The following is a 25,842-nucleotide window of genomic DNA, read 5'->3' as shown; positions in this document are numbered from 1 at the left end:
GGCTATTTATTTAAGGAGATGAGGGGTGATTGGGTTCGTTAAAACCGACTGTTCCAGCATGGATCGGTACATCGATCCGACAGGAATGGGCTTGTCTCCGAGCCATACATTTCGCTTATCAAGCTTACTAATTCTTGCACTGGAAACGAGGAAAGAACGGTGCGCCCGAACGAATGCCGGAGCGGATAACAAAGCCTCTGCTTCTACCATCGTTAAGCGGGATCGTACCATTCCGGCTGTTGAAACGAACTGCACATAATTGCCTACACTTTCGGCATACAGCAAATCTTCCAGCACCACCTTGATCAGCTCATATCCACTTTTAATAAAAATGACAGCTGATGGATGCTGCGGTACAGCCTGCTGCTGCTGGCGGAGCTGATCATGTTCAAAAGCCTTATTACATGCTTTCAGAAATCGCGGAAATGAGAATGGTTTCAAAAGATAGTCTATCGCATCCAATTCAAAACTCTGGACCGCATGTTCCGAGTAAGCAGTAGTAAAAATCACCATTGGGGGTTTAGAAAGCGACTTCAGAAAGTCGATTCCGGAAAGTCCGGGCATTTTAATGTCCAGGAAAATCAGGTCTGCTCCCTCCTGCTGAAGGTAAGCCAAGGCATCTTTAGTCCTGGTAAAACAGGCAACAAGCTGGATACATGCCACTTCCGAAGAAAGATTTTTAATCACTTCCAGCGCGATGGGTTCATCATCGATCGCTATTGCGCTCAAAGCGGATGGGTTTTCGGTGCTGATCATGAGATTTTAAGGGTTAATTCAGCGATAAATTCATTTTCAACAGGGCCGTATTTCAATTGATACCTTCCTTTATAAAACAGCAATAGCCTTTCTCTGACATTATTCAAACCTACTCCTGGCGACTTTCTTTCCGGATCAGTATACAAGACCTTAGGAAGGCTATTTCGCACCTTAAAACGAATACCATCTGCTGTACATGACAATTCCATACACACCCAGGACTTTTCATCTGGATCTATCCCATGCTTAAATGCATTTTCTACGAAAGGGATCAGCAGCATTGGTGCAATTAAATGCTGGCATTGTGAAAGCTCCAGATCAGCTTCTACTTTGATTTGATCTGAAGGCAGGGTGCGTAGTTTCTGCAGGGCGATATAGTTTTCCAGGTAAGCGACCTCATCCTGCATCGGGATAAAGTCCTGATGGTTGTCCTCTAACATAAAGCGCATCATATCCCCTAGCATCTGGATCCCATTGGCCGTTCTTTTTGAGCCATCGATCAAGGCTGTTCCATACAAGGTGTTCAGTGCATTAAACAGGAAGTGAGGATTAATCTGACTCCGTAAAAACTGCAGGTCTGCCTTTGAACGTGTCAATTCCATCACGGCATTTCTTAACTCCAATACCTGTTGATTTCCCTGGCGGTAGATCCACCAGCTGAAAGGCACCGTAAATAACAATTGAACAGCCCAGTTCTCCATCCACAAAAGGGGAAGTGCTCCCCAATGACTAAAAAATGAGAACAATGGAAAAGAGTATAAGCAGGTAGAGCAGAGCAGCCTCAGCAGAAAACCAACAGTAATCTTACCCACTTTTAAATACCTGGGAAACAACCAGCAAGTATTAGTTACATAAACCAACACCATAGATGTAACCACAATAAAATAGGCGGTGTAAAAGCCATCATTGCTGATCAGATTGAAATTAAAAAGAAATGCAGGACAGAGCAAATAGAACACTAAAAAGCCGGAAACCTGATTTACGATCAAAGTATAATAACGTCTTTTTGGGCCTGAGTTTTCAATTTTACAGATGACATAAGTCCTGAAAGCAGCGTAAATACCATATACAGCAAGGATGATGAAAGCCCTATCCCAGCCTGCCGAAATGGATTTTAAAGGCGCATCATTATAGCCCAGCCAGGCAAAAAGCGCGTAACCTCCATAATTAGACTGGGCTGGATTTGCATAGTAGCTGGCTGCATTCACTCCCAGCCCAAGTAAAAAACTCAAACCCAGCAATTGAACCAGCAGCAAGATCCAGGCGAAAAAATGGTTGTTTTTCCACTTTAAGAAAGACGGGATACTGAACAGATTGATCCATAAATACACCGCTAAAAAGAGCAGGATCACGCCAATACGCGGTAGTAAAACAGGGAGCTCAGAGAAGCCATTCAAAAATCCATCTGGAAAAATCGCTTTAATGACCAGTATTGTGGAAAACAATACAACGATAAGAATTTCGTGGGTAAGCAGTTTATTTTTCATAGGTTCAGCATCAATTATCAGTTTATAATCTGATACAAGAATACAAAAGGCGGTAATTGCTTACAAAATATGGGATCGACACCCTAAATCTGGTACGAAAAGCTAAAATATGATTTAAAAATCAACAAAAAAAGGCTGAGCACCTCCCTTTTAACAGATCAGTGCTCAGCCTTTTAGCCTTATTATGGCTATATTTTAGTGATTTAAACGATTCCTTGTGCAATCATGGCATCCGCCACTTTTACAAATCCTGCGATGTTTGCGCCTTTACCATAATTGATATAGCCATCAGCTTCCTGACCGTATTTCATACAGGTTTTATGGATCTGTGAGATGATCACTTTCAATTTACCATCAATTTCTTCTCTATCCCAAGAGTAACGCTGAGAGTTTTGAGACATTTCCAGGCCGGAAACGGCTACTCCACCTGCATTGGCCGCTTTACCTGGCGCATATAAGATTTTCGCACGTTCAAAAACATGGATAGCTTTAGGTGTGGTTGGCATATTAGCGCCTTCTGCCACACAGATACAGCCATTGTTCACTAACAATTCTGCATCACTTTCGTCCAGTTCATTCTGTGTTGCGTTCGGGAAAGCAATGTCACATTTAATGCGCCAAGGTTTTTCATTTGGAAAATACTGACAGTTATATTGATCTGCATACTCCTTAATTCTACCTCTACGTACATTTTTAAGTTCCATGATGAACTTTAGCTTTTCTGTATCAATCCCCTGTGGATCATAAACAAAACCTTCTGAATCAGACATAGTCAATACCTTTGCCCCTACCTGAATACATTTTTCTACGGTAAACTGGGCTACATTTCCAGAACCTGAAATCACTACATTTTTCCCTTTTAAGGAATCATTTTTGACATTCAGCATTTCTTCTACGAAATAAACCACGCCGTAACCGGTGGCTTCCTGACGGATCAAACTGCCACCCCATTCAAAGCCTTTACCGGTTAGCACACCTGTAAACTCTCCTTTTATACGTTTATATTGACCAAACAAGTAACCGATTTCTCTGGCACCTACGCCAATATCGCCGGCTGGCACATCAATATCAGCACCCACATGGCGGTACAATTCCGTCATGAAGCTCTGGCAGAATTTCATGACTTCCGCATCAGATTTCCCTTTAGGGTCGAAATCTGCGCCACCTTTTCCACCACCCATTGGCAGGCCGGTTAAGCTATTTTTAAACACCTGCTCAAAAGCAAGGAATTTTAGCACGCTCAGTGTCACTGAAGGATGGAAACGCAAACCGCCTTTATATGGGCCAATTGCGCTGTTCATCTGCACTCTAAAACCACGGTTTACTTCTACTTCTCCTTTGTCATTTAACCAGGGTACTCTAAAAATGATCACACGTTCAGGTTCAACAATACGTTCTAAAACCTTATTTACCTTATATTTCAGGTTTTCTTCTGTAAAAGGGATAATAGATTCTGCTACTTCATAGACTGCTTGTAAAAATTCTGGTTCATGAGTATTGCGAGATGCTACTTTACTCATAAATTCATTGATCGTTTGGTTCATTTGTGTGTATTAGGTTATAAAATTGGCAAAAAAAAAGGGCATAGCAATCCTATGCAGGCCTTATTCTTGGAGTTAATCAGTTTTTCTCAGGAAAAGAGTTAGTATTTGAATTTTCAGGATATGAAATACAAGTAATTGCTTCATTTGGCTCCGAAAACAAAAATAACCTAATTTTTTACAAAAAAAACTAAATAATCAAATTAATACAAAGCATATTAAACGCAAGCCTGGAAATAAACGACAGTCCTTTTTGAAAAACAGCAAATAAATTTATTTTAAGTCCTATAATTCAACCCGAAACAGCATCAATGGAAGATGAAGAAGATTGGCCAGGCGATTACTGAGGCGCTGATGAAAAAATCCTTCCAGGAAACCATATACTCTTAGTATCGTAACCACCAATTGGGCCGCTTGCTTGTTGGCGAAGTCAATAATTCCTTCCGCCACGTCCTCATGAGCTGCGTAATGGTAAGCTGGCTGCTGGTCATCCCAAAGTTCATGCAAGTCCTTCGATTGTTCCATTTTGTAGTTTTAAAAACCTCCTGTTTATTTATACAATTGTTTAGAACGCAGCAACCAATAGGTTATTCACTGTCACAATGAGCTGTACATATACACCTATCAGATCTTTTGGTAGTGTTATTTCATTTTGATTTAAAATGATCTTTTATATTGGTTTTTCAGAAACCACTGGCACATCCGACTTTTTACAATTAGAAAAAAGCAGGGCAAGAATAAATAAAGAGGATAAATATCGTTGCATACAACAGGTAAATCGTCCTGAAAACTAGCTATATTTTAAACAAACAGGCGCTTTTCATAACAATAAAACCTCAAACCGGGCCTGAAAGCCAAATCAATCTCCCCAGCATAGAGATAGCCCAACTTAGGAAACAGCTTTTGAGTTGCTACATTCCTGGAGTTGGTATCCACCCGCAACACCGAGATATGGCGATTTACCGCTTCTTTCTCTGCTTGCTCCATGAGTGCTACGGCAATTCCTTTTCCCTGATGATCCGGAGTTACGGCCAAACGGTGCGTTACAATAGCGGTTTCATGGAGATCCCAACCTACCTGTGCATATTCTGCGTCCTGATCTGTAGTGATAGCGGCAATTCCAACAATGGCACCTTCAATATCTGCCAGCCACAGCTGATGGAGGCTGATGTCCTTTTCGAAAACTGCAGGATTCGGATAGGTATCATCCCATTGCCAGTTTCCAGCGGCATTCATCAGTGGCACCACTGCCTTCACCAATTCCATTATTGGGGAGATGTCGTTTAAAGTTGCTTGTCTAATCACCATATTACCCGTAAAATTACTAAAAAACCTTATTTGCCCATGACAATCGGGACTTAAAGATCCAATAGTATTTCCTAATTTTGAATATCATCATTTTAAAACGGCACATGAAAGTTTATCAGCATCCATACAGCAGCAATTCCTATTTATATATCCTGGTCATGATGATCAGCTTTTTCCTTTTCAGCTCCAGTTTGTCAGCAGCTGCACAAACGCTGAGCAAGACCATCACGGCGGTAGAATTTCAAAATCAATTGAAAACAAGCCCTAAAGCGGTGATCCTTGATGTAAGAACTCCGGAAGAATTTAAATCCGGCCACTTAAACCAGGCCAAGAATCTGGACATTTATGATCCATCTTTCCAGGATCAAATTTCCAAAATGGACAAGAAACAACCGGTATATGTTTACTGTAAGGGTGGCGGAAGAAGTGCAAATGCGGTTAAAAAGATGCAAGAACTTGGCTTTAACACGGTTTATGAGCTAAAAGGTGGAATAATGGCATGGGAACAAGGTGGATTACCATTGCAAGATGCAGAAAAGCCAAAAATAGACCTGTTTACCAGCAATGATTTTGATAAAATGCTGAAAGCAAATAAAAATGTATTGGTCGACTTTTATGCAGAATGGTGTATCCCTTGTAAAGAAATGGAGCCTAGCCTGGCTAAGTTAAAAAATCAATTCAAAGGCAAAATAGCCATAGAAAGAATAAATGTTGATGAAGCGAAATCTTTAACGAAGTCCATCAAGATCCTGGGACTTCCGGTAGTGGCTCTTTATCGCGACGGTATCGAAATCAAACGAGTTACAGGATTTCAATCGGAGCAGGATTTACTAAATCTACTACAGCAGTTTAAATAATTTTTTTTCATCTGAGAAACATTACGGAAGTTTCGGTGTTACCAATTTAAGACATCTTTATCTAACATCAGGAGTAGATAAAGGTGTTTTTACTTGAAGGTAATAAAATATATGAGCATAATTTCCGGCTTCAGAACGACGCTGCCCCTCCTTTTTCTAAGTATTACAATTCCAGTTTATGCGCAAAGTCCGTCTCAGTCAATTGAAGCGGATAGTCTCGCCAGTCCAATCGTCGAAATCCCTGTAAAGAAACGCTTTGCAAGAGCCGCAACATCACTGGTATTAGCAGAACTGGTGCCCTGGTCTTATAGTAAATTTATTACTCATGCCGAGTTTTCGAACATTAGTTTGAAAACTATTGGACACAATTTAAAGCTATCCAGCTGGGCTTGGGATGACGATGCTTTTCCTACCAATCAGATCGACCACCCCTACCATGGAAGTGTGTTCTTTAACTCTTTCCGTACCAATGGCTTTACTTTCTGGCAATCCGCCCCTGCGGCATTAGTGGGCAGTTACATTTGGGAAACTGCCGGTGAAAACCAGGCCCCTTCAAAGAATGACATCATCAATACTACTTTCGGCGGGATTACCATTGGTGAATCTGTTCATCGATTGACGAAAAAAATACTGCAGACCCGAAGGAGAGGTTTCAGAAGATATATTAATGAAACTATCAGTCTGGTGATCAATCCGACCAATGGGTTCAGGAGAATTGCAGATGGAGAATGGGGAAAAGTTCCCGGACTATCGGAGAAATTAGACTCCACGGTACTGCTGCTGGAGGCAGAAAGCGGGATCAGAAAGATGAATATGAGAGATGATCAGGCCAATTTTGGCGTATATGGACGTTTAAAACTGATCTATGGAAATCCTTTTGAAAACTATAAAACTCCATTTGGGAGTTTCACTTTCAATGCAGAAGTTGGGCAGGACGACAGTTCTTTTGTAAATTCTGTAAATATTGTAGGTGCAGTGAATGGCTGGCTTTTAAGTACAAATAGTCGGAACAGACACCTGATGTCTATCACTTCCAATTATGACTATATCAACAACCAAAGCTTTTTATTTGGTGGACAAAGCATCAACCTGAACCTGTTTTCAGAGTTTGGGCTCAGCAGCAGCACTAAAGTAAAGACATCAATTGGTATGGGCCCGATATTGGTTGGCGCTTTTGGAGAGAAGGGAATTTACAACAATAGGTTTTACGATTACGGGGCTGGCGGCGGCTATAACGCGAATGCGGAAATCAATGTGTCAGATAAATTCAGGTTTGAAGCCCATTACAATGGCCGATGGTTAGGTACGCTGAACGGCAATACTTCCAGTTATTTTTCACAGGCGATTTCCACTGAAGTGGAGTATACGCTGAGTAAAGAAATCTCTTTTTCTACCGCGCCAAGCTTGTTTCTTGTACAGGAAAACTATAAGAATTCCGAAGATGTGCACAAGACGATTCCCGGTTTAAAGATTGGCTTTAAATATAGGCTGGCTTACGACTAAACGATCATCAGTAGCCATTACTGCTTAAAACTGTTTGTATAAAACCCTTAATTTGACCTAAAGATGAAGGATTTTACACAAACAGTTTTCCTTTCAATTGCGCATAGCGGGTTCTACCGATAGGGATCAGTTCTCCGTTTTTCAGCAGCAGTTCATATTTACTTCCTGAATTGACCCTGATCTTTTCACATTGGTCGATCGCTACGATATATGATTTGTGCACCCGTTCGAATGTCTCTGGAAGCAGCTGTTCTAACTTTTCTAAGGACTTATCATGAAGTTCCAGCTTACCATTTCTCAAATGAAGTTCAGCATAAATCCCAGCGCCTTTGATATAAATCAGGTCCTGAACTTCCACCATAGAGATCAGCCCTCCTTTTTTTACCGCCAGAAACCTTAGCCCCTTTCCTGTCTGATGCTCAGGGCTCGAAATCCGTAAAAAAGCCTGGATTAACCTACTTTCATCAAATGGTTTAGCTACAAAATCAAGCACACCATATTCAAATGCAGTAATCGCTTTTTCGGTATGGGCAGAAACCACAATCGTGTGAAAAGACCTCGACAGCAGTGATTGCAGGATTAAAAAACCATCTTCTCCGTTTAAATTAAGGTCTAGCAGTAAAACATCAATCTCATGATCCGCTAAAAAAGCCAAGCCTTCAGCGACAGATTCAAAACGATCGAGGCGCGTCAGTTTTTGCGCAAAGAAACTGCGGGTCATCCGTTCAATTCTACCGGCGATTCTGTTTTCATCTTCTATAATTAGTATTCTCATTATTTAGCTTAGGATCTTCATTTATTAATTTTAATGGTGGTCATCCAACCTTCCGGACTGGCCTCAGAAGTAAAAGTCCAATGCGCTCCGTAACTCTCCCTCAGCCTTGCTTTAATATATTTAAAACCAGTCCCCCTCTCCTTACCATATTTCATTTCCCGATTTTCGGCCATTGTCAACAGGGTGTATTGTTTAAATTCGGGATACCTGATAAAGCTCAAATGAAAACGGATACTTCCATCGGCTAAAGGTTTGCTGTGTGTGATCCCATTCTCCAATAGGGTATGTAAGATGGCTGGCGGAATCAGCTCTGAGGCCTCCACACCTGAGTCACTCCAGTAGTACTTCAATTCTTTTCTAAATTGCATCACTTTCAAGTGGACTTTACAGAGTTCTATTTCTTTTTGAATAGGGATTAAAGTCTCTTCAGCCATTTCATTCAGCAGGTCAAATTCGGCTGAAAGGGCCTGAATAAAGACTACCCCTTGTTTTGGCGATTCCTCTATCCAATCGATCAGGGAGGTCAGCGTGTTTTTAATAAAATGTGGCTGGATGTTCTTCTTGAGTAACTCGGTCTGCAGTCTGGCGGAAAGTAATAAAGCAGATTGATATTCTAGTTCTGCATCCCTGGATCTAATGGTATGCAGGTATAACATACACAAAATGATAATATTGAAGCTGATATATAAACTAAAATCATAATACAGGAAATAATCTATCAAGGCCGAGGCCAACAGTCCGGTCATCACAATACCAGCTCCTTTTTCTTTTTGCAGCATCGCATTTCCAACAATAAGCAGGGCTGCAAACCACATTGCACAACCAAAATACCATGATGTCAGATCGTAATGGCCATAATTATGGTTAAAGATCAGCAGCAGCGAAAGGCCTAATATTCCAAGAACTAAACCTTTTCTTTTGAACTGAAACTGAATGCTAAAGTATAGTGGAATCAGTAAGGCGATCACGAAAGTAAGGAAGCCAATCATCTTAAGCCGCAGGTAAAAATGGTCGTAAGGAATGGTGATGTAAACTTTTATGTATTCCGTAACCTGGAGGATAAAGAAAATGAAACAAGTGATACAAAATATAAGTACTGCCTTGTCTTTTTTTCTGCTGTTGATGAAGATAAAGAAGTAATATACCGCAGCGATCAGAAATACACCAGCAGTGATATTCATAAACGAGGCGATGATGATTGGTCTTTTAATAAGCTGATCGTAGTTCCCTACCGAGAGAATGACATCCCGCAAGTCGTCGCTTAAATAAGCTTGTGAGGCCCTGATGGCCAGCAAATGCTTCCCCTTTCCTGCGAGCGCATCGGGGATCATGAAACAGCTAGTCTCTGTCCCAGGGACTTCTTTTTGCCCCAATTGCTGCAATATTCCATTTTGACCGATCCGCTGTCCATCCCAATACACTTCAAACGCGCCAAAAGCATTGACTTTCAAACCCAGATGTCCATCGGTCCCTAAGCCTTTAAGCAATTCGACATGGGCACGCACCCAATAAATACGATCCTGGACAGCGGTTCTGTTTTTTGACCATTTGTGGTCGTCATGAGTTGGAAAAGCCCATTCCTGGTCGTCACCTACCTGATAAACCGGATCGGTAATGCCTGCTTCCTCTGCTGTTTTACAGGAAGAAAAAGAGAGTAACAGAAGTGTTAATAATACGAGCCGGTTCATAAGGTAAAGTTAGGTGGAATATAAGGGAGAAAAATGTCATTCAAAAGGATATAGAGCAGTTGACACGTTTTACCGGGAAATAAATTATCCGGCTCCCTAATCTTGTGGTCAATAAATAAACCGAACATGAAACTACTGATATTTCTCCTTTTATCCCTGAGCTGTTGCTTAAGTGCAGGCGCACAGGAGCGCAGCACTGAAAAACAGCGAACAGACAGTACCGCTAAAATCCTGAATGAAGTGGCTATTACGGCCGATAAACCAGGCCTGAGCTTGAAGTTGGACAAAAAGATATTTGTGGTTGGAAGAGACATTTTATCACAAAATGGTTCTGCCAACGACCTGCTCAACAACCTTCCTTCCGTTGCCGTTAGCCCTACAGGCTCGGTTAGTTTAAGGGGGAACAGTAATGTACTCATTCTTTTAAATGGCCGTAAAACAGGATTAACTCAAAGCAATGCATTGGACCAGATTCCTGCCGGGCATATTGAACGGGTAGAAGTCATCAGTAATCCTTCTGCCCGTTACGATGCGGCTGGTGCGGCTGGTATCATCAACATCATCCTTAAGAAAAACAATAAAGCGGGATTTACAGGCCAGCTGAAATTGGTTGGCGGCCTTCCTAATGACACCAGGCTAAACCCAAGTCTGAACTACAAATCTGATAAAATCAACTTATTTTCGACTTTTGGCATCCGCAGTACCGATTATGTTGGCAAATACCAGTCCGAGCAATTGCTTGACCGCGAGGGAACGAGTCCGGCAAGCTACCGGCAATTTAAAAAGGAAAACCGGCACGATGATGGGAAACTCCTCTACCTAGGTGCTGATTATTTGATCAGTGATCAAAACACCATCACGGCTGCTTTCTTCAAAAATGCCACTAAGGACCATGACAAGACCGCTTTAAACTATAATTATTCCTTAGACAGCACTTTAATCCGGCAGGGAGAATCCTGGGAGAAAAGAGCGTATAACCAATTGGAATTCAATTACACAAGAACTTTCAAAGCGCCAAAGAAAAAGTTCAGTGTAGATTTGCAGTATGATTTCTGGAACAGTGAGAAGGATTGGAACCTGAATACCAGCAGGACTGCGCCAACAGCTGCTTTATTGCCTGGCATCAGAACATCTTCGGCAGGTGCCAGCAAAGATTTCCTTTTACAGACGGATTTTGTGCAGCCTGTTGATCTGAATGCGACTTTTGAATTCGGATTAAAATTAGAAAACAGGGAGGTCAGCAGTGATTATAAAGCGGAGCAGCAAACAGGAAATGATTGGGAAATCCTTGACCAGATCGACAACAAGCTAGATTACAAAGAATTGATTGGCAGTGGATATGTACAATTCAGCAGTAAATGGAAGCAGTTTTCTTACTTATTGGGTTTACGTACGGAGTTGACCAAGGTTCGCATATCGGATGCAGAGCGCGGTTACGATCGTCGGAAAGATTACACGCGATTGTTTCCAACGGTCCATTTGGGCTATCAGCTGAAAGAAAGCACAAGTTTGCAATTGAGTTACAGCAAACGCATCAACCGACCATCTTTATACCTTTTATATCCATTTAATGAAATCACTGATTTTAATGCACAATACCGGGGAAATCCTGCATTAAATCCTTCCTATGCGGACGTTTTTGAATTGGGATTTTTACAGAACTGGGGGAAAGTCACGTTGAACCCCTCGCTGTACTATCAATATCTTCTGCATCCAATACAGGACTATACCTATGTACAGCAAGGAAATATTTTCCTGAGCAGCCCCATTAACATCGATCAGGAACAGCGTCGGGGAATGGAACTTTCCATCCTTTATCAGCCTGTAAAACTATTGCAGGTCAATGCAGAGTTTAACTATTATGCTTTCAAACAGCGGGGATTTTATCAGGATCAAGACTTCAATTTTTCTGGCGAAACGCTGACCGCTCGTTTTTCTGCACAGCTGAAATTACCGCTGCGGGTCAGTTTCCAGGGACGCTATAATTATAGCAGCGCAGAAAGAAATGCACAAAGCAGAACAGTGGCAGTCCATTCTTTAGACCTGGGGATCAGTAAAAATCTGTGGAAAGACAAGGCGAGCCTGGTTCTGGATGGTACTAATATTTTAAATTCCCGCAATTTCAAGACCAGGACGATTGGCCGTAACTATGTGCTCAACCAGACAAACAGCCCAAATGCCGAGCGCTATCGCCTTAGTTTCGTGTATAAGTTTAACAATAAGGAGGGCCAAACAGTACGCCAGGCAAAGTCTGGAAACAGGAATTAAAGCTTAATAGCTGTGAATATCTAACACTTTACTGTTTTCTTCTTTTTCCCAATCGCGCCTTTATCTTTTATCTTCAAAATATAATCAAGCGCAGCTGGGACTTTGCAGGCAGTACCATTCTTATCTATAGTAATGACACCTATTTTTTTAGCCGCTTCAATTGCAGCAGCAGTTAAAGCGGCTACATGTGCTCCTACTGCTATGATAAAATTATTCATTTGATATCGAACCCGATTATCCGAATTGGAAACCTCCCGCTGTACTCTTTCTAATAATCCTTTGAGCGCAGGAAGGTCTAATTCTTCATCTGTTTTCAGTGCCACTAGATTACTGAGTGTCGCCCAGCCTGCGGCGGCAATGTGTTCTTCCTGATGATCTATCCATTGCAGTGCCAATTCCCAGCCAAAATTGCTGCCAGCAGCGACCCAGGGAACCGTCCATTCCGAAATATTGTTAGACAGGGCCTGTTCCACCCAATTCTGCAGATCAGCTTTGGTCATCCTTTTATCGTCGGCAATTAGTCCCGCAAGGTACATCGCATCGACGTTGCCAGTAGCATACAGGTCTTTTGCCAGCTGATAGTCCATTTTTATCTTTTTCTGAATGGGCTTCATATCCCCTACTTTTACGCCAAAGAATGGCTCTTTGACCCCATGTTTCAATAGAATATTCTTGATTTGCTCGCTACCTTTGGCCTGCAGCTCATCCATAATTTCTTTTACAGTCATATTTGTTTTGATTGGAGGTCTTTCATGTCCTGATATTCCAATAGACTGGAACTATCTAAGACGAATTTAAGTTAATTCCTCATCAAAACCGACTGGTTTTCGAGGAAAAAGCGGTCACACAACTATATCAAAATTCAGTATATTAGTATCCCGATAAAAATGCTGACCATGCTTGAACATTTACCAGTCTACCTTTCCGTATTGTTTTGTCTGATTGCTATTGCTGCATTAATCCTGCTGCAATGGACCATTCTGGGCTCTGACTCCCGTTTCACCAAAAAGAAAGCGGGCATTACGGCTATTGTCTTGAGCGCATGGCTGATCATACAGGCTATTTTAGCCTTGAAAAACACTTACAATACAGATACCGATGCACTGCCGCCGAAAATCATTCTATTTGGCATTTTACCTATGGTTATCGCCATTGTGTCGTTATTTGTGAGTGTCAAGGGTAGAACATTCATTGATAGTCTGCCTTTAGAAAGGCTGACTTATTTAAATCTGATCAGAATTCCTGTTGAAATCGGACTTTATCTGCTGTACTTAAACAAAGTTGTTCCTGAAATCATGACTTTTGAGGGTAGAAATTTTGACATTCTAGCGGGGATTACTGCACCATTTATAGCCTGGTATGGCATCAGAAGGGGAAAATTAAGTCCGAAGCTGATCTTGTTATGGAATGTCATTTGTCTGGCGTTATTGATTAATATTGTGTTTACCGCACTTTTATCTGCCCCATCGCCACTTCAAAAATTCGCATTTGACCAACCCAATATCGCCTTACCTAATTTCCCTTTTGTATGGCTGCCTACGCTGATTGTACCCATTGTATTTTTTGGCCACCTGGTTTCCATACGTCAATTGCTGCGTAAAATTTAGCAGCATCAATCTTCTCTATAGATGTTTACGAATACTTAGGATTCTTTGACGGCAAGAGATAAAATATGAACTGCTTCTTCGAGTTCAGGGGTACTCAAATTTCCAAATCCCAGGCGCATTGCGGTGAAATTATCCGTTTGATACAATAATTCCTGAGGGAGGTGCAGGTTTCTTTTCAGGCAATTTTTACTGATACGCATCAGGTTGAGCTGTGGATTCCATTTTGTCCATACAGATAATCCGCCGGGCGGCGAAGCAAAACTCAGGTCTTCTCCAAGCTCATTTTGTAGGAGTTCCGTAAATACATCCCTCCTTTCCTGATAAATTTTCACTGCTTTTTTAAGGTGTCGCTGAATTTCTTTTTCGTCCAGCAGTTCTGCTAGTGCTTGCTCCATGAGCATATCGCCCTGCCGATCTACCAATCTGCGGAATTTCGCCATTTCCTGGATCAGGTTCTCCGGAGCAATTAAGTAACCAGATCTGAAACCTGGTGCCAGTGATTTGCAAAAAGAGCCAATATAAACTACCATACCATTGGTATCGGCGCTTGCAAGCGGCAGTACTGAATTCCCATTGTAGTGAAAATCGTAGTCGTAATCATCTTCAAGGATGATAAAACCATGTGTTTGTGCCAATTGCAGCAGCTCCACCCTTCTTTCGGCACTTAGTGTAACGGTAGTGGGGTAATGGTGGTGGGGCGTCAGGTACAACATTCTGATTTTTTTCGTCTTGCAAAGTTCTTTTATGGCCTCCACGGAAATCCCATCTGCATCTACGGGCACGGAAATAATCTTGCCTCCACATTGCTGAAAACACATATTGGCGAGATAATAACTCAGGTCTCCAACAATTACCAGGTCGCCAGGCTCAATTAACATACTGGAAGCCATGTAAATACTCATGTGAATCCCTCTGGTAGTCAGGATATTATTTTTATTGATATGTAAGCCTCTGGTGTTATTCAGGTATTGCGCGAGCGTTTTTCTGAAATATTCATTTCCTTCTACATGAGAATAACCGAAGTGTTTGTAATTGGTTTTACTTTTCAGAATTCCACCGTAAACTTTCGACAATCGTTCTAAGGGCAGCAGTCTGATATCAGGCAAGCCATCATTGAATTCCAGTTTACTGGATGTGGTTACGCTGAGCACATCCAATAGGATACTTTGTTTAAAGCGGTAACCGGTTTCAGCCGGATAGCTGGTCAGAATCTTTTCATCATAAGATTGCAGGGCGATGTTTTCCTGGGGACCTTTATTTCTTACAAAGGTCCCCTTATTTGGCCTGATTTCCGTCCATCCCTGGGCATCCAGCTCATCATAAGCCGCAATAATGGTCTTTCTGTGTACTTCCAGATCTATGGCCAGACTTCTGGTCCCCGGAAGCTGGATCCCTGCCAAAAGCACTCCCCGCTGGATGGCATTGATCATTTGATGGGCGATCTGAAGATATACCGGACGGTCTAAAGACCGGTCGATACGGATCACGCTTTGAAAAGGAATTTGAACCGGACTACTCATAAACTTAAAACTGGTACCTGTTAACTATCCGGCAAGGTAATACTTTTGGCACAAACAAATGAAATCAATGGAATTAGAAGAACTGTTACAGCATATAGTAAACCATGATGAAGTACATGCGCGTTTTCTCAACACCCTCTCTTTACAAGAGAATATCGGGGCCAGAAAGATCTCTGCGAATGAACAGCCTGAAACATCGACCTATATGGTCTTAAAACATGCGGCCGAAGAACACCGTCATGCCTTCTATCTGAAAAAACAAATTACCCGGTTAAATGCAGCAGCCTGTCCTACCTATGAACCGGACTACCTATTGGCACCTTATAGTAGTAAATACTACCTGAACAAATTGGATCTGATGACCAGCCGCTATTTGAAAAACACACTGGATCTGCAGGGAACACCGCTGAAATTTGCCGCTTATCTATTGGTTACCTATGCCATTGAAGTACGTGCGGACCTGATTTATCCAATTTATCAGGATGTTTTGAGTAAAAACAATAGTAAAGTAAGTGTGCGATCCATCATTTTAGAAGAACAGGGTCATTTGGAAGAAATGATTGTTCAATTGAAAAGCTTTTCCGCGGATTGGGAATTCCATGCGGAACATATTCTTAAAATAGAGAGTCAATTGTACCACAACTGGATCAGTGACTTATCAAAAACCATAAACATAATATCAAATGACTAATACTACCCTACGTAATGACTGGTCTATCCAGGAAATAGAAAACATTTACCATCAGCCTTTATTGGAACTTGTTTACCAGGCTGCAACGGTACACCGGGTATGGCACAAAGCCAGTGAGGTTCAGGTATGCACACTGCTTTCTGTGAAAACGGGAGGATGTCCGGAAGATTGTTCTTATTGCGGTCAGGCGGCAAGATACCATACTGGTATCACCGTGAAAGCATTGATGGACAAGGATGATGTTGTTGCCATTGCTCAAAGGGCTAAAGATGCAGGTTCTTCTCGTTTCTGCATGGCTGCAGCATGGCGGGAAGTACGTGACAACAGGGATTTCGATAAGATTATTGAGATGGTAAAAGGGGTCAATGAAATCGGCCTGGAGGTTTGCTGTACTTTAGGAATGATCAATGAGGCACAAGCGGAAAGATTACAGGAAGCCGGATTGTACGCCTACAACCATAATCTTGATTCGTCTAAAGAATATTATCAGGAAATTATCAGTACGAGAACTTATGACGATCGCCTAACGACTTTGAACAATGTTCGAAAAGCAGGTATTTCAGTATGTTCAGGTGGTATTATCGGACTTGGAGAAACGCATGAGGACAGAATCCGTATGCTCCATACCTTATCAAATTTAGAACAGCATCCTGAATCAGTACCAGTAAATGCCTTGGCCAGAGTGAAAGGAACACCTCTTGCTGACTTGCCAAAAGTAGATACCTGGGAAATGGTCAGGATGATTGCCACCGCAAGAATTCTGATGCCAAAAGCGATGGTTAGACTGAGCGCGGGAAGGGCTGAAATGACTACAGAAGAACAAAGCTGGTGTTTCATGGCAGGTGCCAATTCCATTTTCACAAGTGAGAGTGAGGAAATGCTGGTGACGCCAAATCCAAAATTAGATGATGACCGTCGGATGTTTGAATTATTAGGATTGAAACCGATGCAAAAAGATAGAAATTCCGCTTCAACGGTGAATATCTAATCCTTTGAGGGGGAATGTCAGTTGCTGACATAAAGGAGAGATGGGCTTGTCCTTCTCTCCTTTATTTATATCTTAGAGTATGGAAATTTTACCCCTAATTCTGCTGATAATTATTGTGTTACTAATTGTCTTTGGTAAGAAAATCGATAATAAAGTAAAAGAAAAGGCAAAACAATCTCCGGGATTAACTTGGTTAATTCTCGGCATCGCAGCAGTTTTGGCGGTCGTTTTTGGTGCAGTAAATGCCAATCAATCTGCTGAATTTATACTCTTTGGTACCTGGATTATCTTATTTTTGATCGGGCTTACGCTATTCGTTGGCGTAGTTGATCTGTTTCTTAAAACCAGCTATTTTAAATACCCGGGAATTTTATCCCTACTTCTCCTCATGACTTACCTGACTGTTCTGGTTTTAGAAAAAAAACCATAAATCTCTTTGTTAAATCAGCCACACCATAATTTATGCTAAAGATATAGTAATAATGTCACCTGATTAAGTTCTGGGTTACTCCTGCATCACTTAAGTTTTCATAAAGGGCTGATACGGCTGCTCAGTATACCAAGGCCCTACCAGCACCCTAATAGAGCCCTGCTACCCCCTAATAAGAGCCGATCTCTTCATGACTAGCGTATACAGCCTATATCAGTGCTAAAATTCTTAAAATTCAGGAAATTTTATCCGGTGATGGTTAAAAGTACGTCTTTCATTTGTGAATTAGAATAAATTGTTTGATTTTTTCAAAGGATCCAAACAGTTGATGATCAATTAGATAATACACACAAACAACGTTAAAGAGCTAATAAGGGTGTTTTTTTTAGATGATTTTGCATTTAGATAATTGTTTTTAAATAAATATTTCTATATTTGCACTCCCGAAACAAGGGAACATAAATGATTCCGTAGCTCAGCTGGTAGAGCATTACACTTTTAATGTAGTGGTCCTGGGTTCGAATCCCAGCGGGATCACAAGAAATAGTAACAAAACGTTTAAAAGCCTGCAAATCAATTGATTGCAGGCTTTTTGTTTTTACCAAAAACTACAGTTTATTCAATAAATCACATATAAAAAGTGAGTGATTCGGTGAGTAAATTGAAGTTCCCCCGACTCACCGAATAAACGCGTAACTTTCTGACACACATAAAGTTCATTCATTAAACGACTTGACGTCCATTAACTGCAAGGCTACATTTGTTTAACCTTAAATCAGTTGATTATGAAAACGAATTTCAGTATGCTCTTCTACATGAAAAAGCAAAAAAACTATGCTTCCGGTGATTCCCCTATCTATTTAAGGATTACCGTAAATGGAAATCGTGTGGAAATCACTACAGGACAAGAATGCAAACCGGAACGCTGGAATCCCAAAACCGGACGATTAACCGGAACTAAAGAAGATGTAAAAAGGTCCAATGCCTATCTGGACAACTTACAGGCAATGGTTTATCGGGCACACAAAGATCTGGCTCAAGCTGACTTACCTATTACAGCAGAAAGTATCAGAAACAAATTTCAGGGCAAAGACACCGCAACACATACCCTTTTAGAGGCTGTGAAGAATCACAACAAAAAAATGAAAGCTTTGGTAGGTAAACAATATGCGATTGGAACTTTAAAAAGATTTGAGATACTGGAACGCCACCTTCAAGCCTTTATGCTCGAAAAATACAAGGTCACTGATATAGAGGTCAAAGAAATAAACCATGCTTTTATCAGCGATTTTGAATTTTACCTGAGAACAGAAAACAGCTGCGCGAACAATACCGCTATACGATACCTTAAAAACTTCGGCAAGATTATCCGCATTTGTTTAAACCTGAAATGGATCGACAACGACCCGATGTTTGGTTATAAACTTAAATCTAAGCCTGTAGAGCGCCCATTTCTGTCGGAGGAAGAATTACAACGCATTGCCATGAAACAATTTAGTACAGCAAGGCTTTCACAAGTTAAAGACGTATTTCTATTTTGCTGTTATACCGGACTTGCTTACGCTGACGTTCAAAAACTAAAGCTATCCAACATCACCAAGGGAGTTGACGGAAACCACTGGATCTTCACCAACAGAAAGAAAACCAATATCCGTTCCGCTATCCCTCTGCTACCTACTGCGATGACAATTTTAGACAGATACAGTAAGAATGAATATTGTGTTATTAAAGACAGAGCAATGCCCGTGGCCAGCAACCAAAAATTAAACGAGTATTTAAAAGAGATTGCTACACTATGTGAAATTGATAAACCACTTAGCTCACATATTGCCCGTCACACCTTTGCCACTACGGTCACACTCTTAAATGGTGTTCCCATTGAAAGCGTATCAAAAATGTTGGGACATACCAATATCAGAACAACCCAGATTTACGCAAAAGTGCTGGACATTAAAGTTGGTGCAGATATGGCATTATTGAGGGATAAATACCAGTAACAGGTATAAAGGACAACAATTGAAGCCAAAAGCACGGTGTGTTTTTGGCTCTTCTATAAATCTAAATGAATGTCGGTTAATTTTCACCCGAATTGCAGATTCTACCAAAGCTTCTTCTTATTTGCTTCGATGTTAAGACGGTTATATTTTCTATTCACTTGACGATAAGCTTTCTTGTAATCTCGTTCATCCCAAATAGCACCAAGACAATTCACCTCCTTGTCAATGAGGATTATATTGCAATCTCTACTTAAATCCATTATGACTCTACTTTCTGGGCTAAGTCCAATACTTAAAAATTTAAGTGTATCACCAATACTTGTTTCAATATTATAATCACCATTTATGTCGGTATAGAATCTTAAATTCTTTAATTTATTTTCAACACGGGCTGCTACTATCGGCTTAAGTTCCGAATCTAACACCCTTCCCTTGATGGTTATTTGTCCAGAACAAACTGAACAAATAAGAGAGAATATAAAAAATGTAAATATATAACGGAAAGACATTTATGTAGTGTATTTTTTTGGTTCAACTTAATCAAGTTCGGCTAGGCTCTTTTCTAAACCTTAGCTGGAAGTGACTTAAGGACAAACGCTATTCCAACTATTATAAGCATCACTAAACTACCCCAATATCCAATATAATTTGAAAGTGTAAGCCCATTCCAATTATTCTCTTCTGAACTAGGTCTTTCATTTTTAATACTTCGGTACATTAAGTATCCAACCATTAAAAAGCCAACACCTATAAAAAACAGTTTTAGATCCATATCAACTTACTATTGACAATTAGAATTATCTATAAATTTTTAACCGACGATAATAAATCACCTGGCTCTACCCCTAAAAAAACAGCAATGTCAAACAATTTTTTAATCGAAGGCTGTGCGGAGTTTGTACACCAGCTCGAAACAGTTTCAGGGGCAATTTTCAAAGCATCAGCCAAATCTTTATTTGTCTTTTGTTTTTCTGCTAGTACAGCCTTAATGCGGTTATAAGTTATTTTACTCATATCATGTGATGTAAAACAAATATAATATTCAGAAATTAATCATATTTATCATTATAGTAATGTATTTCGTCAATACATTAATGTTATTTATTATTTTATTTGTGTTTTACATTATTATTTCTGACATTATAGAAAAGTTGTTATAAATTAAATATTATACTTTTGTAATTCTAGTCATGAACAATTAGGATTGCATACGAGCCTCGCAGCTAAATCTGGTAAATTTAATCTCAGCGAGCGTAAGTGTAGCATCCACCACCCTATATATAAATAGGGCTGGTGCTCGCTTATGTATATTGCTGAGATCCATCCCGAAAGGTTTGGGGGTTTACCAGAACCTAGCTGCAATAGAGTAAGTGAGTTACCAGCCCTGTTTTGTTTTCCGGCATCCCACTTATCTGAGGCTTATTTAATGAGAAATTAAATAAGATCATATATGGAAATGCAACAATTATCGCCTCGGGGCATCGACTTTTTCCACCTTCCACTGGAAAAAGGGACTGTAATACTCAGTCAGGAAACTTTAGACAAGCATTCTGCAATCAGGAGAACCAAAAGGCCATTCCTAAACATCAAACAAAGGAAAATCTCCTTTCATCAGGAAATCCTCACCATTGGGATTACCCTTGGTGAGGAAAAGGAAGAAATGGTTTATTTGCAGGTTAAATCGACTGAACTACTGGTTAGTTGCAGTGTGGACACTAGCGAAAACTACCTCAGTCGTTATGCTTATTATGTCTTACAGGATTTAATGAACCATAGTGGTGAATGTGATTTTAAGGAATTTTACTGGCCGGATTTCTTTCATCCCCGAACTGGTAAAAGCAAATACCTTAACATCATCAACGACAGATGGGGAATGAACGTTAGTTTAAAAGAGCAATATTCTTATTTCTATAAACCGGAGTCCATACTTTACTATCCGTTTAAAGAAGCTGTATGCCCCGACCGCTTAAAGCGATTCCCCAATACTCGAAGCAACATTTCTGCCAGCAATGGCATCATCGGGTATTGCTTCGCTCATACCACTTTTGCTCCCTACCGCCCTAACCACTACCCATTTTCGATTCCTTACCTTGGAAAACTTGGCAGGAATAAAGAGGCCATAAAAAGCTATACTTATTTCATTACCGATACCAAAGCTTCGGCAGAACCACATTACAGCCCTGTGCAAACCCAGCTCCATCCACTACTGGTAAAGATGAAAATGCTTGCTGAGATACAAAACACGCAATTCAGCCATAGTAAGGCAGAAAAGCAGGAAATCCGTAATCACAATATGGAGAGAAGAGATCAGCTGTTCTATTTGTGGCAAGAGGCATACCCTATGCTGGAATCACAATCCTACACCCATTATTTCATGACCTATGGCATGAAAAATCTGGCGCCAAAACCATTTAAGAAGTACTTAATCCCCTGCGTGTTTGCCAGAGAAATCCCTGAAATTTACTTTAAATGGCTGGATAAAGGCGATTATTATGAATTAAAAATGTGTTTCCGCATTGGGAATGCCACTTTAGTACCGGAGGCAGAAAACCCTGTCTTTTTCCTACATAGCGCTAAAGAGCCAATGAAATTTTACCTGTTGGGTACTCTGGCAGATTACCAGCTCAGTGCATTTTTTGAGACGCGTCATTTCAGCATTTGCGTACTTAAAACACATTACAACCAGCAGTTTCAGGATTTCATCAACCAGCTGGAAAGTTTGTATGAATTTAAAAAAGTGACTACCAAAGAACTGTCCAATTAAAACCCATAAAAACAATCACCATGCAAAAAATCCTAAAACAGCTGGATTACCAGCCTGCACGTTTGTCCGATGATGAACTGCAAAATCCTGAAAACTTAATCACCGAGTTCTTTGACAATACCCCTATTCACGAATGCAGGGATCTGGTCTGGGAACTATTCAAAGGATGGACTTACCATACCGCAGAATACGACAGCAATCAGACGACCAATATGCTATTGTTTTACACCCAACTGATTGGTTTCTTAAATGCCTCTTTTGTACATATAGAAAAAGAACGTCTTGAAAGTACCAATTAAACCGAAGGGTAGATCATTTTTAGCATCTGACCTGTTAAAAATGATCTTTTCAGTTAACTACATAAAAATTAAACACTATGAACAAGCCTATCAACAAATACAGAATCAATGAGTATTTACACGCACTAAACATAATACAATACCGGAAAGCCATGCATTTGCTACCGGAGCTACTAGGGATTTCCATGAATACTTTCCAGAATTATCGGAAGATCCTGCTAGAGGAAAGTAAGGATATTCCATACGAAAAGGTGGTACTCATGGAACAGCTCTTTGAATTTGAGCAGGGTACACTGGCCTACCAGAATCCAACTTCTGAAAGTTTAAAAGCATTGCACCTTGGTCAGTAGGCTACTTACCTGTTTTCAGCCTGCTGTCTTTTCCGTAAATCCCCCGCAAAACTGTGCAAAGGCCAGCGCGGGCAAGGTGTTTTGCAGGCCACCCTCTTGCGCGGGGGGAAACACCTGCAAAACACCTTTATCTTAAATGGGTTTAAGGATTATACAAAGCACTTACCTGCTGTGCCCCATATCTTGCCCTTTACTTTTACTCTTTCTTTTTTTCCTTCGTAGCATTCCATCGTCTACCGGATCTGCTTGGTTTGGCACATAAACATCTGACAGTAGTAAACTGAGCAATCCTGCACCCGCCTTTGTTCCTGCGACCAACATATCCCCGAAACTCTGGAATAGCCCACCTGCAACGCCCTTGCTTAAATCTAAAATCACCCTGCCTGTTTCAGCCCCCTGCGGAGGCAGATCCCCTAGAGTCTGCATTTGCATCTTCTGGATAGCAGTTCCATTTTTCATGGTATTGGCATAAGTCAGGGTATCTTTCAAGCCCCTGTCAAATTCAAAAACATCATCAAACAAGCTTTCCCCAGACTGCTTAAAGGCGGTGCGGTCAAACTGCCCCAGCTTTGCAGAATGTTCCCTATTCTTTCCTCTGGAGGTATTTTGTGGGCTTAATTTGATCCGGTTTGAGATGTCTTTACGGCTAACAATAATTTGCAGGTGCATCTGACAGCCCCCTTTGTGGTCACCTGCTTGTTTTGTCCCTTCTTTGACCTCTTTATCTTTAAAGCCATAGTAACGGTAATTTTCAAGCTTACCGAACCATAATAAATCTTTGTGACTGTCAATCCCAGCTCTTTTGAAGTTTCTGGCATACTCATCCATCACTTTAAGCCCAAACTCTTTTAGTTTGACCTTTGCACCCTGCCCGCCATATCTGGCAAGCAGGTGCGCAAGTTCCTTCTGGCTGGGATTGATATTGATGAGGAAAAATTTACTGTCGTCACGGCAAAGTTTTGCAATGTTCCGGTCTATTTTCATTCTGACTTCCTGCCTCCCGATTTCCTGACCACTGCCGTTAAACCAGTTTTCCTGTACTAAAGCCGATCCTTTTTCAGGTTGCAGGTGGTTTTCCTTTTCCAGATAGTTGACCAGCGCCCCGCTACTTCCTTTATTATCCCCTGATTCTGATGCAGTGATATTGATATACATAGGCTATATGTTTTTAAGTGACTCCCGTGCCAGACCTTGCAATTCTTCTTTTTTAGCGGATGAATCCGTCCAGCCTAATGATTCCCGACTACTGATATATCTTTCCAGTATTTTACTGAACTTCGTTTTTAATACCGCCTTCTCGTCCAGGTTCGTCTGCGTTTTTACAATTGCTTTTTCAAGTAACATCATACCAGCTATAATTCTTCTGGTCTGTGATTCATCGCTTACTGCGTATTGGCTCAGGCCTTCTAAATACTTGCTGTGTGCATTGGAAAGAATCAGCAGTTTACCCAAATTCGAAAAAGTGGGTAAAAGGAAATCACTTTCCTGCTTGCGGACAAAGGAAATAATACGACTGTTCCCATTCGACAGCTCCTTTTTAAGCACCTCATCGCTGAGGTCTTTAGGGTCTTTCTTACTTTTATAAAAATAGTCCACCATCTGCTCAAAAAACAGCTTTTTGGTGCGCCCGAATTTCAAACTAAGGCTTTCCAGCTTTACGTCTACAGCTATGGGATAGCGGATAGATTTTATATTGACATCCTCCATAACCTTAATCCTTGTCCATTATTTCAATCATCAGCCTGATTTGTGTTCCATTTACAGGATGCCACGATGGCTTATATTCGATATAGCCATAATCCGTTAAATCCTTGATATTCTTGTGGTAGGTGGCAATTGACCTGATACGCGAGAAACGCATTAACTTTGGCCGGCTCACCTGAAAGGCTGATCTGGGATGTTCTCCGTTACTGAAATAGAATAAAGCCATACACAAGCTAATATGGCTTGCAAACAAACGTTCATCCGATGCAATGCATTCAAAGTATTTACTTAATGCGTGTTTATGTATATTCAGATAGTCCATGTTATAGTTTTCCATATTTTAGCCCTCCAATATTTTTACGATTGCCGATTTATCATAATACATACTGCCTCCGATTTTACGGAAAGGAAGCGTGCCGCTTATGCGAAGATTCTGTAAAGTACCACCTGATATTTTAAGCATCTTCCTGACTTCTGCACTTCTCAACCACTCCTTGTTGCTCTGACCTTCTTTGTTCCCAGCCAGAAGGTCTTTGATATCCTGCATAAAATCAGTTTTAAACTGTTGCAGATCTTCCATTGTAATGATGTCCATTTTCATAATGCTTCTCCTCTTGCTGAATATTTCCTGCTGAATCTGTTTGTTTTCATCTGGTATACTGACGGGTATACCATTATAGTACCCTACAGGGTCTTAACCTGCCCAAAGTATACCCGGAGTATACTTTAGACCCCTCTAGCGATAGCTTAAGGGCAAGAAAGTAGGGCGCTGCCCAACTTCCGCTTGCTCAAACCCCTGAAAGGGGATTGACTGCCTAAAGCGCCTTTCCATAGCATGAGAACTGGTCATTTGATATAGCCAAAGACTGTCCTGGGTGTCAGGTTAATTGCTGTGTTTTTAATTTTTGATAGGCCGTATATCCAGATATACGCTTATATAGCTATACGTTTAGCCGGATATACAACCTACCAGCTATATAGATACATAGCCTACTCACGCCGAGAAATTTTTATGCTGGTTTATGATTGCCCTTTTCTATCCACTGGAGTAATTTATTCCGTGAAAACAGCAATTTACCTGCTGTCTTGGAATAAGGGATCTTGTTAGTTCTGACCATCCCATAGAGTGTAGGTCTTCTGTAATTGATAAGCTTGGCAGCTTGTCTAGCATTTAGCAACTGGTCTGTACCGGAGGCTATAATTTCACTATCACCGATAACACTTCTAACAGATTTTTCCATTATATCGGATAGTTCTTGTTCAGATAAAGCAGTAAATAACACTTTCTCTTTGTTCATAATATTTCGTT

Annotated in this window: 27 protein-coding genes and 1 tRNA gene; 12 read left to right on the top strand and 16 right to left on the bottom strand. The window is 40.8% G+C overall.

Translation table 11 applies throughout. The features are described 5' to 3' along the window. Positions 1–6: 6 nt before the first annotated feature. The 5 genes from AQ505_RS11070 to AQ505_RS11050 form a co-directional block, all read right to left on the bottom strand. Complete coding sequence (locus AQ505_RS11070; protein ID WP_231635073.1) at positions 7–756, bottom strand: LytR/AlgR family response regulator transcription factor; 750 nt, start codon at positions 754–756, stop codon at positions 7–9. Next, positions 753–2,243 carry a sensor histidine kinase gene (locus AQ505_RS11065; protein ID WP_062548239.1) on the bottom strand — a complete coding sequence of 497 codons (1,491 nt, stop codon included), beginning with the start codon at positions 2,241–2,243 and terminating at the stop codon, positions 753–755. The genes AQ505_RS11070 and AQ505_RS11065 overlap by 4 nt, the downstream gene beginning before the upstream one ends. Before the next feature lie 203 nt (positions 2,244–2,446). Continuing rightward, on the bottom strand, positions 2,447–3,787 hold the full coding sequence (gdhA, locus tag AQ505_RS11060; RefSeq protein WP_062548238.1) for an NADP-specific glutamate dehydrogenase: 1,341 nt from the start codon (positions 3,785–3,787) through the stop codon (positions 2,447–2,449). Between the two features lie 282 nt (positions 3,788–4,069). Further along, on the bottom strand, positions 4,070–4,309 hold the full coding sequence (locus AQ505_RS11055) for a hypothetical protein (RefSeq protein WP_062548237.1): 240 nt from the start codon (positions 4,307–4,309) through the stop codon (positions 4,070–4,072). A gap of 276 nt (positions 4,310–4,585) precedes the next feature. After that, on the bottom strand, positions 4,586–5,092 hold the full coding sequence (locus tag AQ505_RS11050; protein WP_062548236.1) for a GNAT family N-acetyltransferase: 507 nt from the start codon (positions 5,090–5,092) through the stop codon (positions 4,586–4,588). Between the two features lie 104 nt (positions 5,093–5,196). Between AQ505_RS11050 and AQ505_RS11045 the strand changes: the two genes are divergently transcribed. Together AQ505_RS11045 and AQ505_RS11040 are read left to right on the top strand one after the other, a co-directional pair. Continuing rightward, positions 5,197–5,949, top strand: coding sequence for a thioredoxin domain-containing protein (locus AQ505_RS11045; protein ID WP_062548235.1), 753 nt, complete (start codon positions 5,197–5,199; stop codon positions 5,947–5,949). Between the two features lie 111 nt (positions 5,950–6,060). After that, a complete protein-coding gene (locus AQ505_RS11040; protein ID WP_062548234.1) occupies positions 6,061–7,452 on the top strand; it encodes a DUF3943 domain-containing protein in 1,392 nt (463 codons plus the stop codon). Positions 7,453–7,525: 73 nt separating this feature from the next. Here the strand turns inward: AQ505_RS11040 and AQ505_RS11035 are convergent, their stop codons facing one another. Together AQ505_RS11035 and AQ505_RS11030 are read right to left on the bottom strand one after the other, a co-directional pair. After that, positions 7,526–8,227 carry a LytR/AlgR family response regulator transcription factor gene (locus tag AQ505_RS11035; protein WP_062548233.1) on the bottom strand — a complete coding sequence of 234 codons (702 nt, stop codon included), beginning with the start codon at positions 8,225–8,227 and terminating at the stop codon, positions 7,526–7,528. Between the two features lie 17 nt (positions 8,228–8,244). Next, positions 8,245–9,915, bottom strand: coding sequence for a histidine kinase (locus AQ505_RS11030; RefSeq protein ID WP_062548232.1), 1,671 nt, complete (start codon positions 9,913–9,915; stop codon positions 8,245–8,247). A 126-nt stretch (positions 9,916–10,041) separates the two neighbouring features. Between AQ505_RS11030 and AQ505_RS11025 the strand changes: the two genes are divergently transcribed. Beyond that, on the top strand, positions 10,042–12,183 hold the full coding sequence (locus tag AQ505_RS11025; protein ID WP_062548231.1) for an outer membrane beta-barrel family protein: 2,142 nt from the start codon (positions 10,042–10,044) through the stop codon (positions 12,181–12,183). A gap of 20 nt (positions 12,184–12,203) precedes the next feature. On the opposite strand, the gene AQ505_RS11020 is transcribed toward AQ505_RS11025, so the two are convergent. Continuing rightward, the gene (locus AQ505_RS11020; RefSeq protein WP_062548230.1) at positions 12,204–12,911 is read right to left on the bottom strand and encodes a DNA alkylation repair protein; all 708 of its coding nucleotides are present in this window, start codon (positions 12,909–12,911) and stop codon (positions 12,204–12,206) included. 168 nt (positions 12,912–13,079) lie between these two features. Between AQ505_RS11020 and AQ505_RS11015 the strand changes: the two genes are divergently transcribed. Next, a complete protein-coding gene (locus tag AQ505_RS11015) occupies positions 13,080–13,790 on the top strand; it encodes a hypothetical protein (protein ID WP_062550972.1) in 711 nt (236 codons plus the stop codon). 35 nt (positions 13,791–13,825) lie between these two features. Here AQ505_RS11015 and AQ505_RS11010 read toward each other — a convergent pair whose 3' ends face one another. Beyond that, positions 13,826–15,310: an aminotransferase-like domain-containing protein gene (locus AQ505_RS11010; RefSeq protein WP_062548229.1), complete on the bottom strand. Its 1,485-nt coding sequence runs from the start codon at positions 15,308–15,310 to the stop codon at positions 13,826–13,828. A 67-nt stretch (positions 15,311–15,377) separates the two neighbouring features. Here AQ505_RS11010 and AQ505_RS11005 point away from each other — a divergent pair, with 67 nt between their 5' ends. The 5 genes from AQ505_RS11005 to AQ505_RS10985 all read left to right on the top strand — a co-directional run bounded on the left by AQ505_RS11005 (position 15,378) and on the right by AQ505_RS10985 (position 19,416). Beyond that, entirely contained in the window at positions 15,378–16,001 is a 624-nt protein-coding gene (locus tag AQ505_RS11005; protein ID WP_062548228.1) for a hypothetical protein, read from the top strand. Further along, a complete protein-coding gene (gene bioB, locus AQ505_RS11000) occupies positions 15,994–16,989 on the top strand; it encodes a biotin synthase BioB (RefSeq protein WP_062548227.1) in 996 nt (331 codons plus the stop codon). The genes AQ505_RS11005 and bioB overlap by 8 nt, the downstream gene beginning before the upstream one ends. 79 nt (positions 16,990–17,068) lie before the next feature. Next, on the top strand, positions 17,069–17,419 hold the full coding sequence (locus AQ505_RS10995; protein ID WP_062548226.1) for a hypothetical protein: 351 nt from the start codon (positions 17,069–17,071) through the stop codon (positions 17,417–17,419). Positions 17,420–17,883: 464 nt separating this feature from the next. Then, a tRNA-Lys gene (locus AQ505_RS10990) sits at positions 17,884–17,956 on the top strand. 248 nt (positions 17,957–18,204) lie between these two features. After that, positions 18,205–19,416, top strand: a complete 1,212-nt coding sequence (locus AQ505_RS10985; RefSeq protein ID WP_062548225.1) for a site-specific integrase — start codon at positions 18,205–18,207, stop codon at positions 19,414–19,416. Between the two features lie 101 nt (positions 19,417–19,517). Here the strand turns inward: AQ505_RS10985 and AQ505_RS10980 are convergent, their stop codons facing one another. Next, positions 19,518–19,925 carry a hypothetical protein gene (locus AQ505_RS10980; RefSeq protein WP_157262307.1) on the bottom strand — a complete coding sequence of 136 codons (408 nt, stop codon included), beginning with the start codon at positions 19,923–19,925 and terminating at the stop codon, positions 19,518–19,520. Between the two features lie 292 nt (positions 19,926–20,217). Continuing rightward, positions 20,218–20,430 carry a helix-turn-helix transcriptional regulator gene (locus AQ505_RS10970; RefSeq protein ID WP_062548222.1) on the bottom strand — a complete coding sequence of 71 codons (213 nt, stop codon included), beginning with the start codon at positions 20,428–20,430 and terminating at the stop codon, positions 20,218–20,220. A gap of 436 nt (positions 20,431–20,866) precedes the next feature. Here AQ505_RS10970 and AQ505_RS10965 point away from each other — a divergent pair, with 436 nt between their 5' ends. From AQ505_RS10965 to AQ505_RS10955, 3 genes are all read left to right on the top strand, one after another. Then, entirely contained in the window at positions 20,867–22,180 is a 1,314-nt protein-coding gene (locus AQ505_RS10965) for a hypothetical protein (protein WP_062548221.1), read from the top strand. A gap of 20 nt (positions 22,181–22,200) precedes the next feature. Beyond that, on the top strand, positions 22,201–22,479 hold the full coding sequence (locus AQ505_RS10960; protein WP_062548220.1) for a hypothetical protein: 279 nt from the start codon (positions 22,201–22,203) through the stop codon (positions 22,477–22,479). Between the two features lie 77 nt (positions 22,480–22,556). Then, positions 22,557–22,829, top strand: a complete 273-nt coding sequence (locus AQ505_RS10955; RefSeq protein ID WP_062548219.1) for a hypothetical protein — start codon at positions 22,557–22,559, stop codon at positions 22,827–22,829. 162 nt (positions 22,830–22,991) lie between these two features. Here AQ505_RS10955 and AQ505_RS10950 read toward each other — a convergent pair whose 3' ends face one another. The 5 genes from AQ505_RS10950 to AQ505_RS10930 all read right to left on the bottom strand — a co-directional run bounded on the left by AQ505_RS10950 (position 22,992) and on the right by AQ505_RS10930 (position 25,831). Continuing rightward, the gene (locus tag AQ505_RS10950) at positions 22,992–23,984 is read right to left on the bottom strand and encodes a DUF5712 family protein (RefSeq protein ID WP_062548218.1); all 993 of its coding nucleotides are present in this window, start codon (positions 23,982–23,984) and stop codon (positions 22,992–22,994) included. Positions 23,985–23,987: 3 nt separating this feature from the next. Beyond that, positions 23,988–24,536, bottom strand: coding sequence for a BfmA/BtgA family mobilization protein (locus AQ505_RS10945; protein ID WP_062548217.1), 549 nt, complete (start codon positions 24,534–24,536; stop codon positions 23,988–23,990). Positions 24,537–24,540: 4 nt separating this feature from the next. Continuing rightward, entirely contained in the window at positions 24,541–24,870 is a 330-nt protein-coding gene (locus AQ505_RS10940; protein WP_157262305.1) for a hypothetical protein, read from the bottom strand. A gap of 3 nt (positions 24,871–24,873) precedes the next feature. Then, complete coding sequence (locus AQ505_RS10935) at positions 24,874–25,128, bottom strand: helix-turn-helix domain-containing protein (RefSeq protein WP_316839275.1); 255 nt, start codon at positions 25,126–25,128, stop codon at positions 24,874–24,876. A gap of 415 nt (positions 25,129–25,543) precedes the next feature. Beyond that, positions 25,544–25,831: a helix-turn-helix domain-containing protein gene (locus AQ505_RS10930; RefSeq protein WP_062548214.1), complete on the bottom strand. Its 288-nt coding sequence runs from the start codon at positions 25,829–25,831 to the stop codon at positions 25,544–25,546. Positions 25,832–25,842: the final 11 nt, after the last annotated feature.

Source organism: Pedobacter sp. PACM 27299 (assembly GCF_001412655.1).
GTDB lineage: Bacteria > Bacteroidota > Bacteroidia > Sphingobacteriales > Sphingobacteriaceae > Pedobacter.
This window is presented reverse-complemented; position numbering and strand designations above follow the sequence as displayed.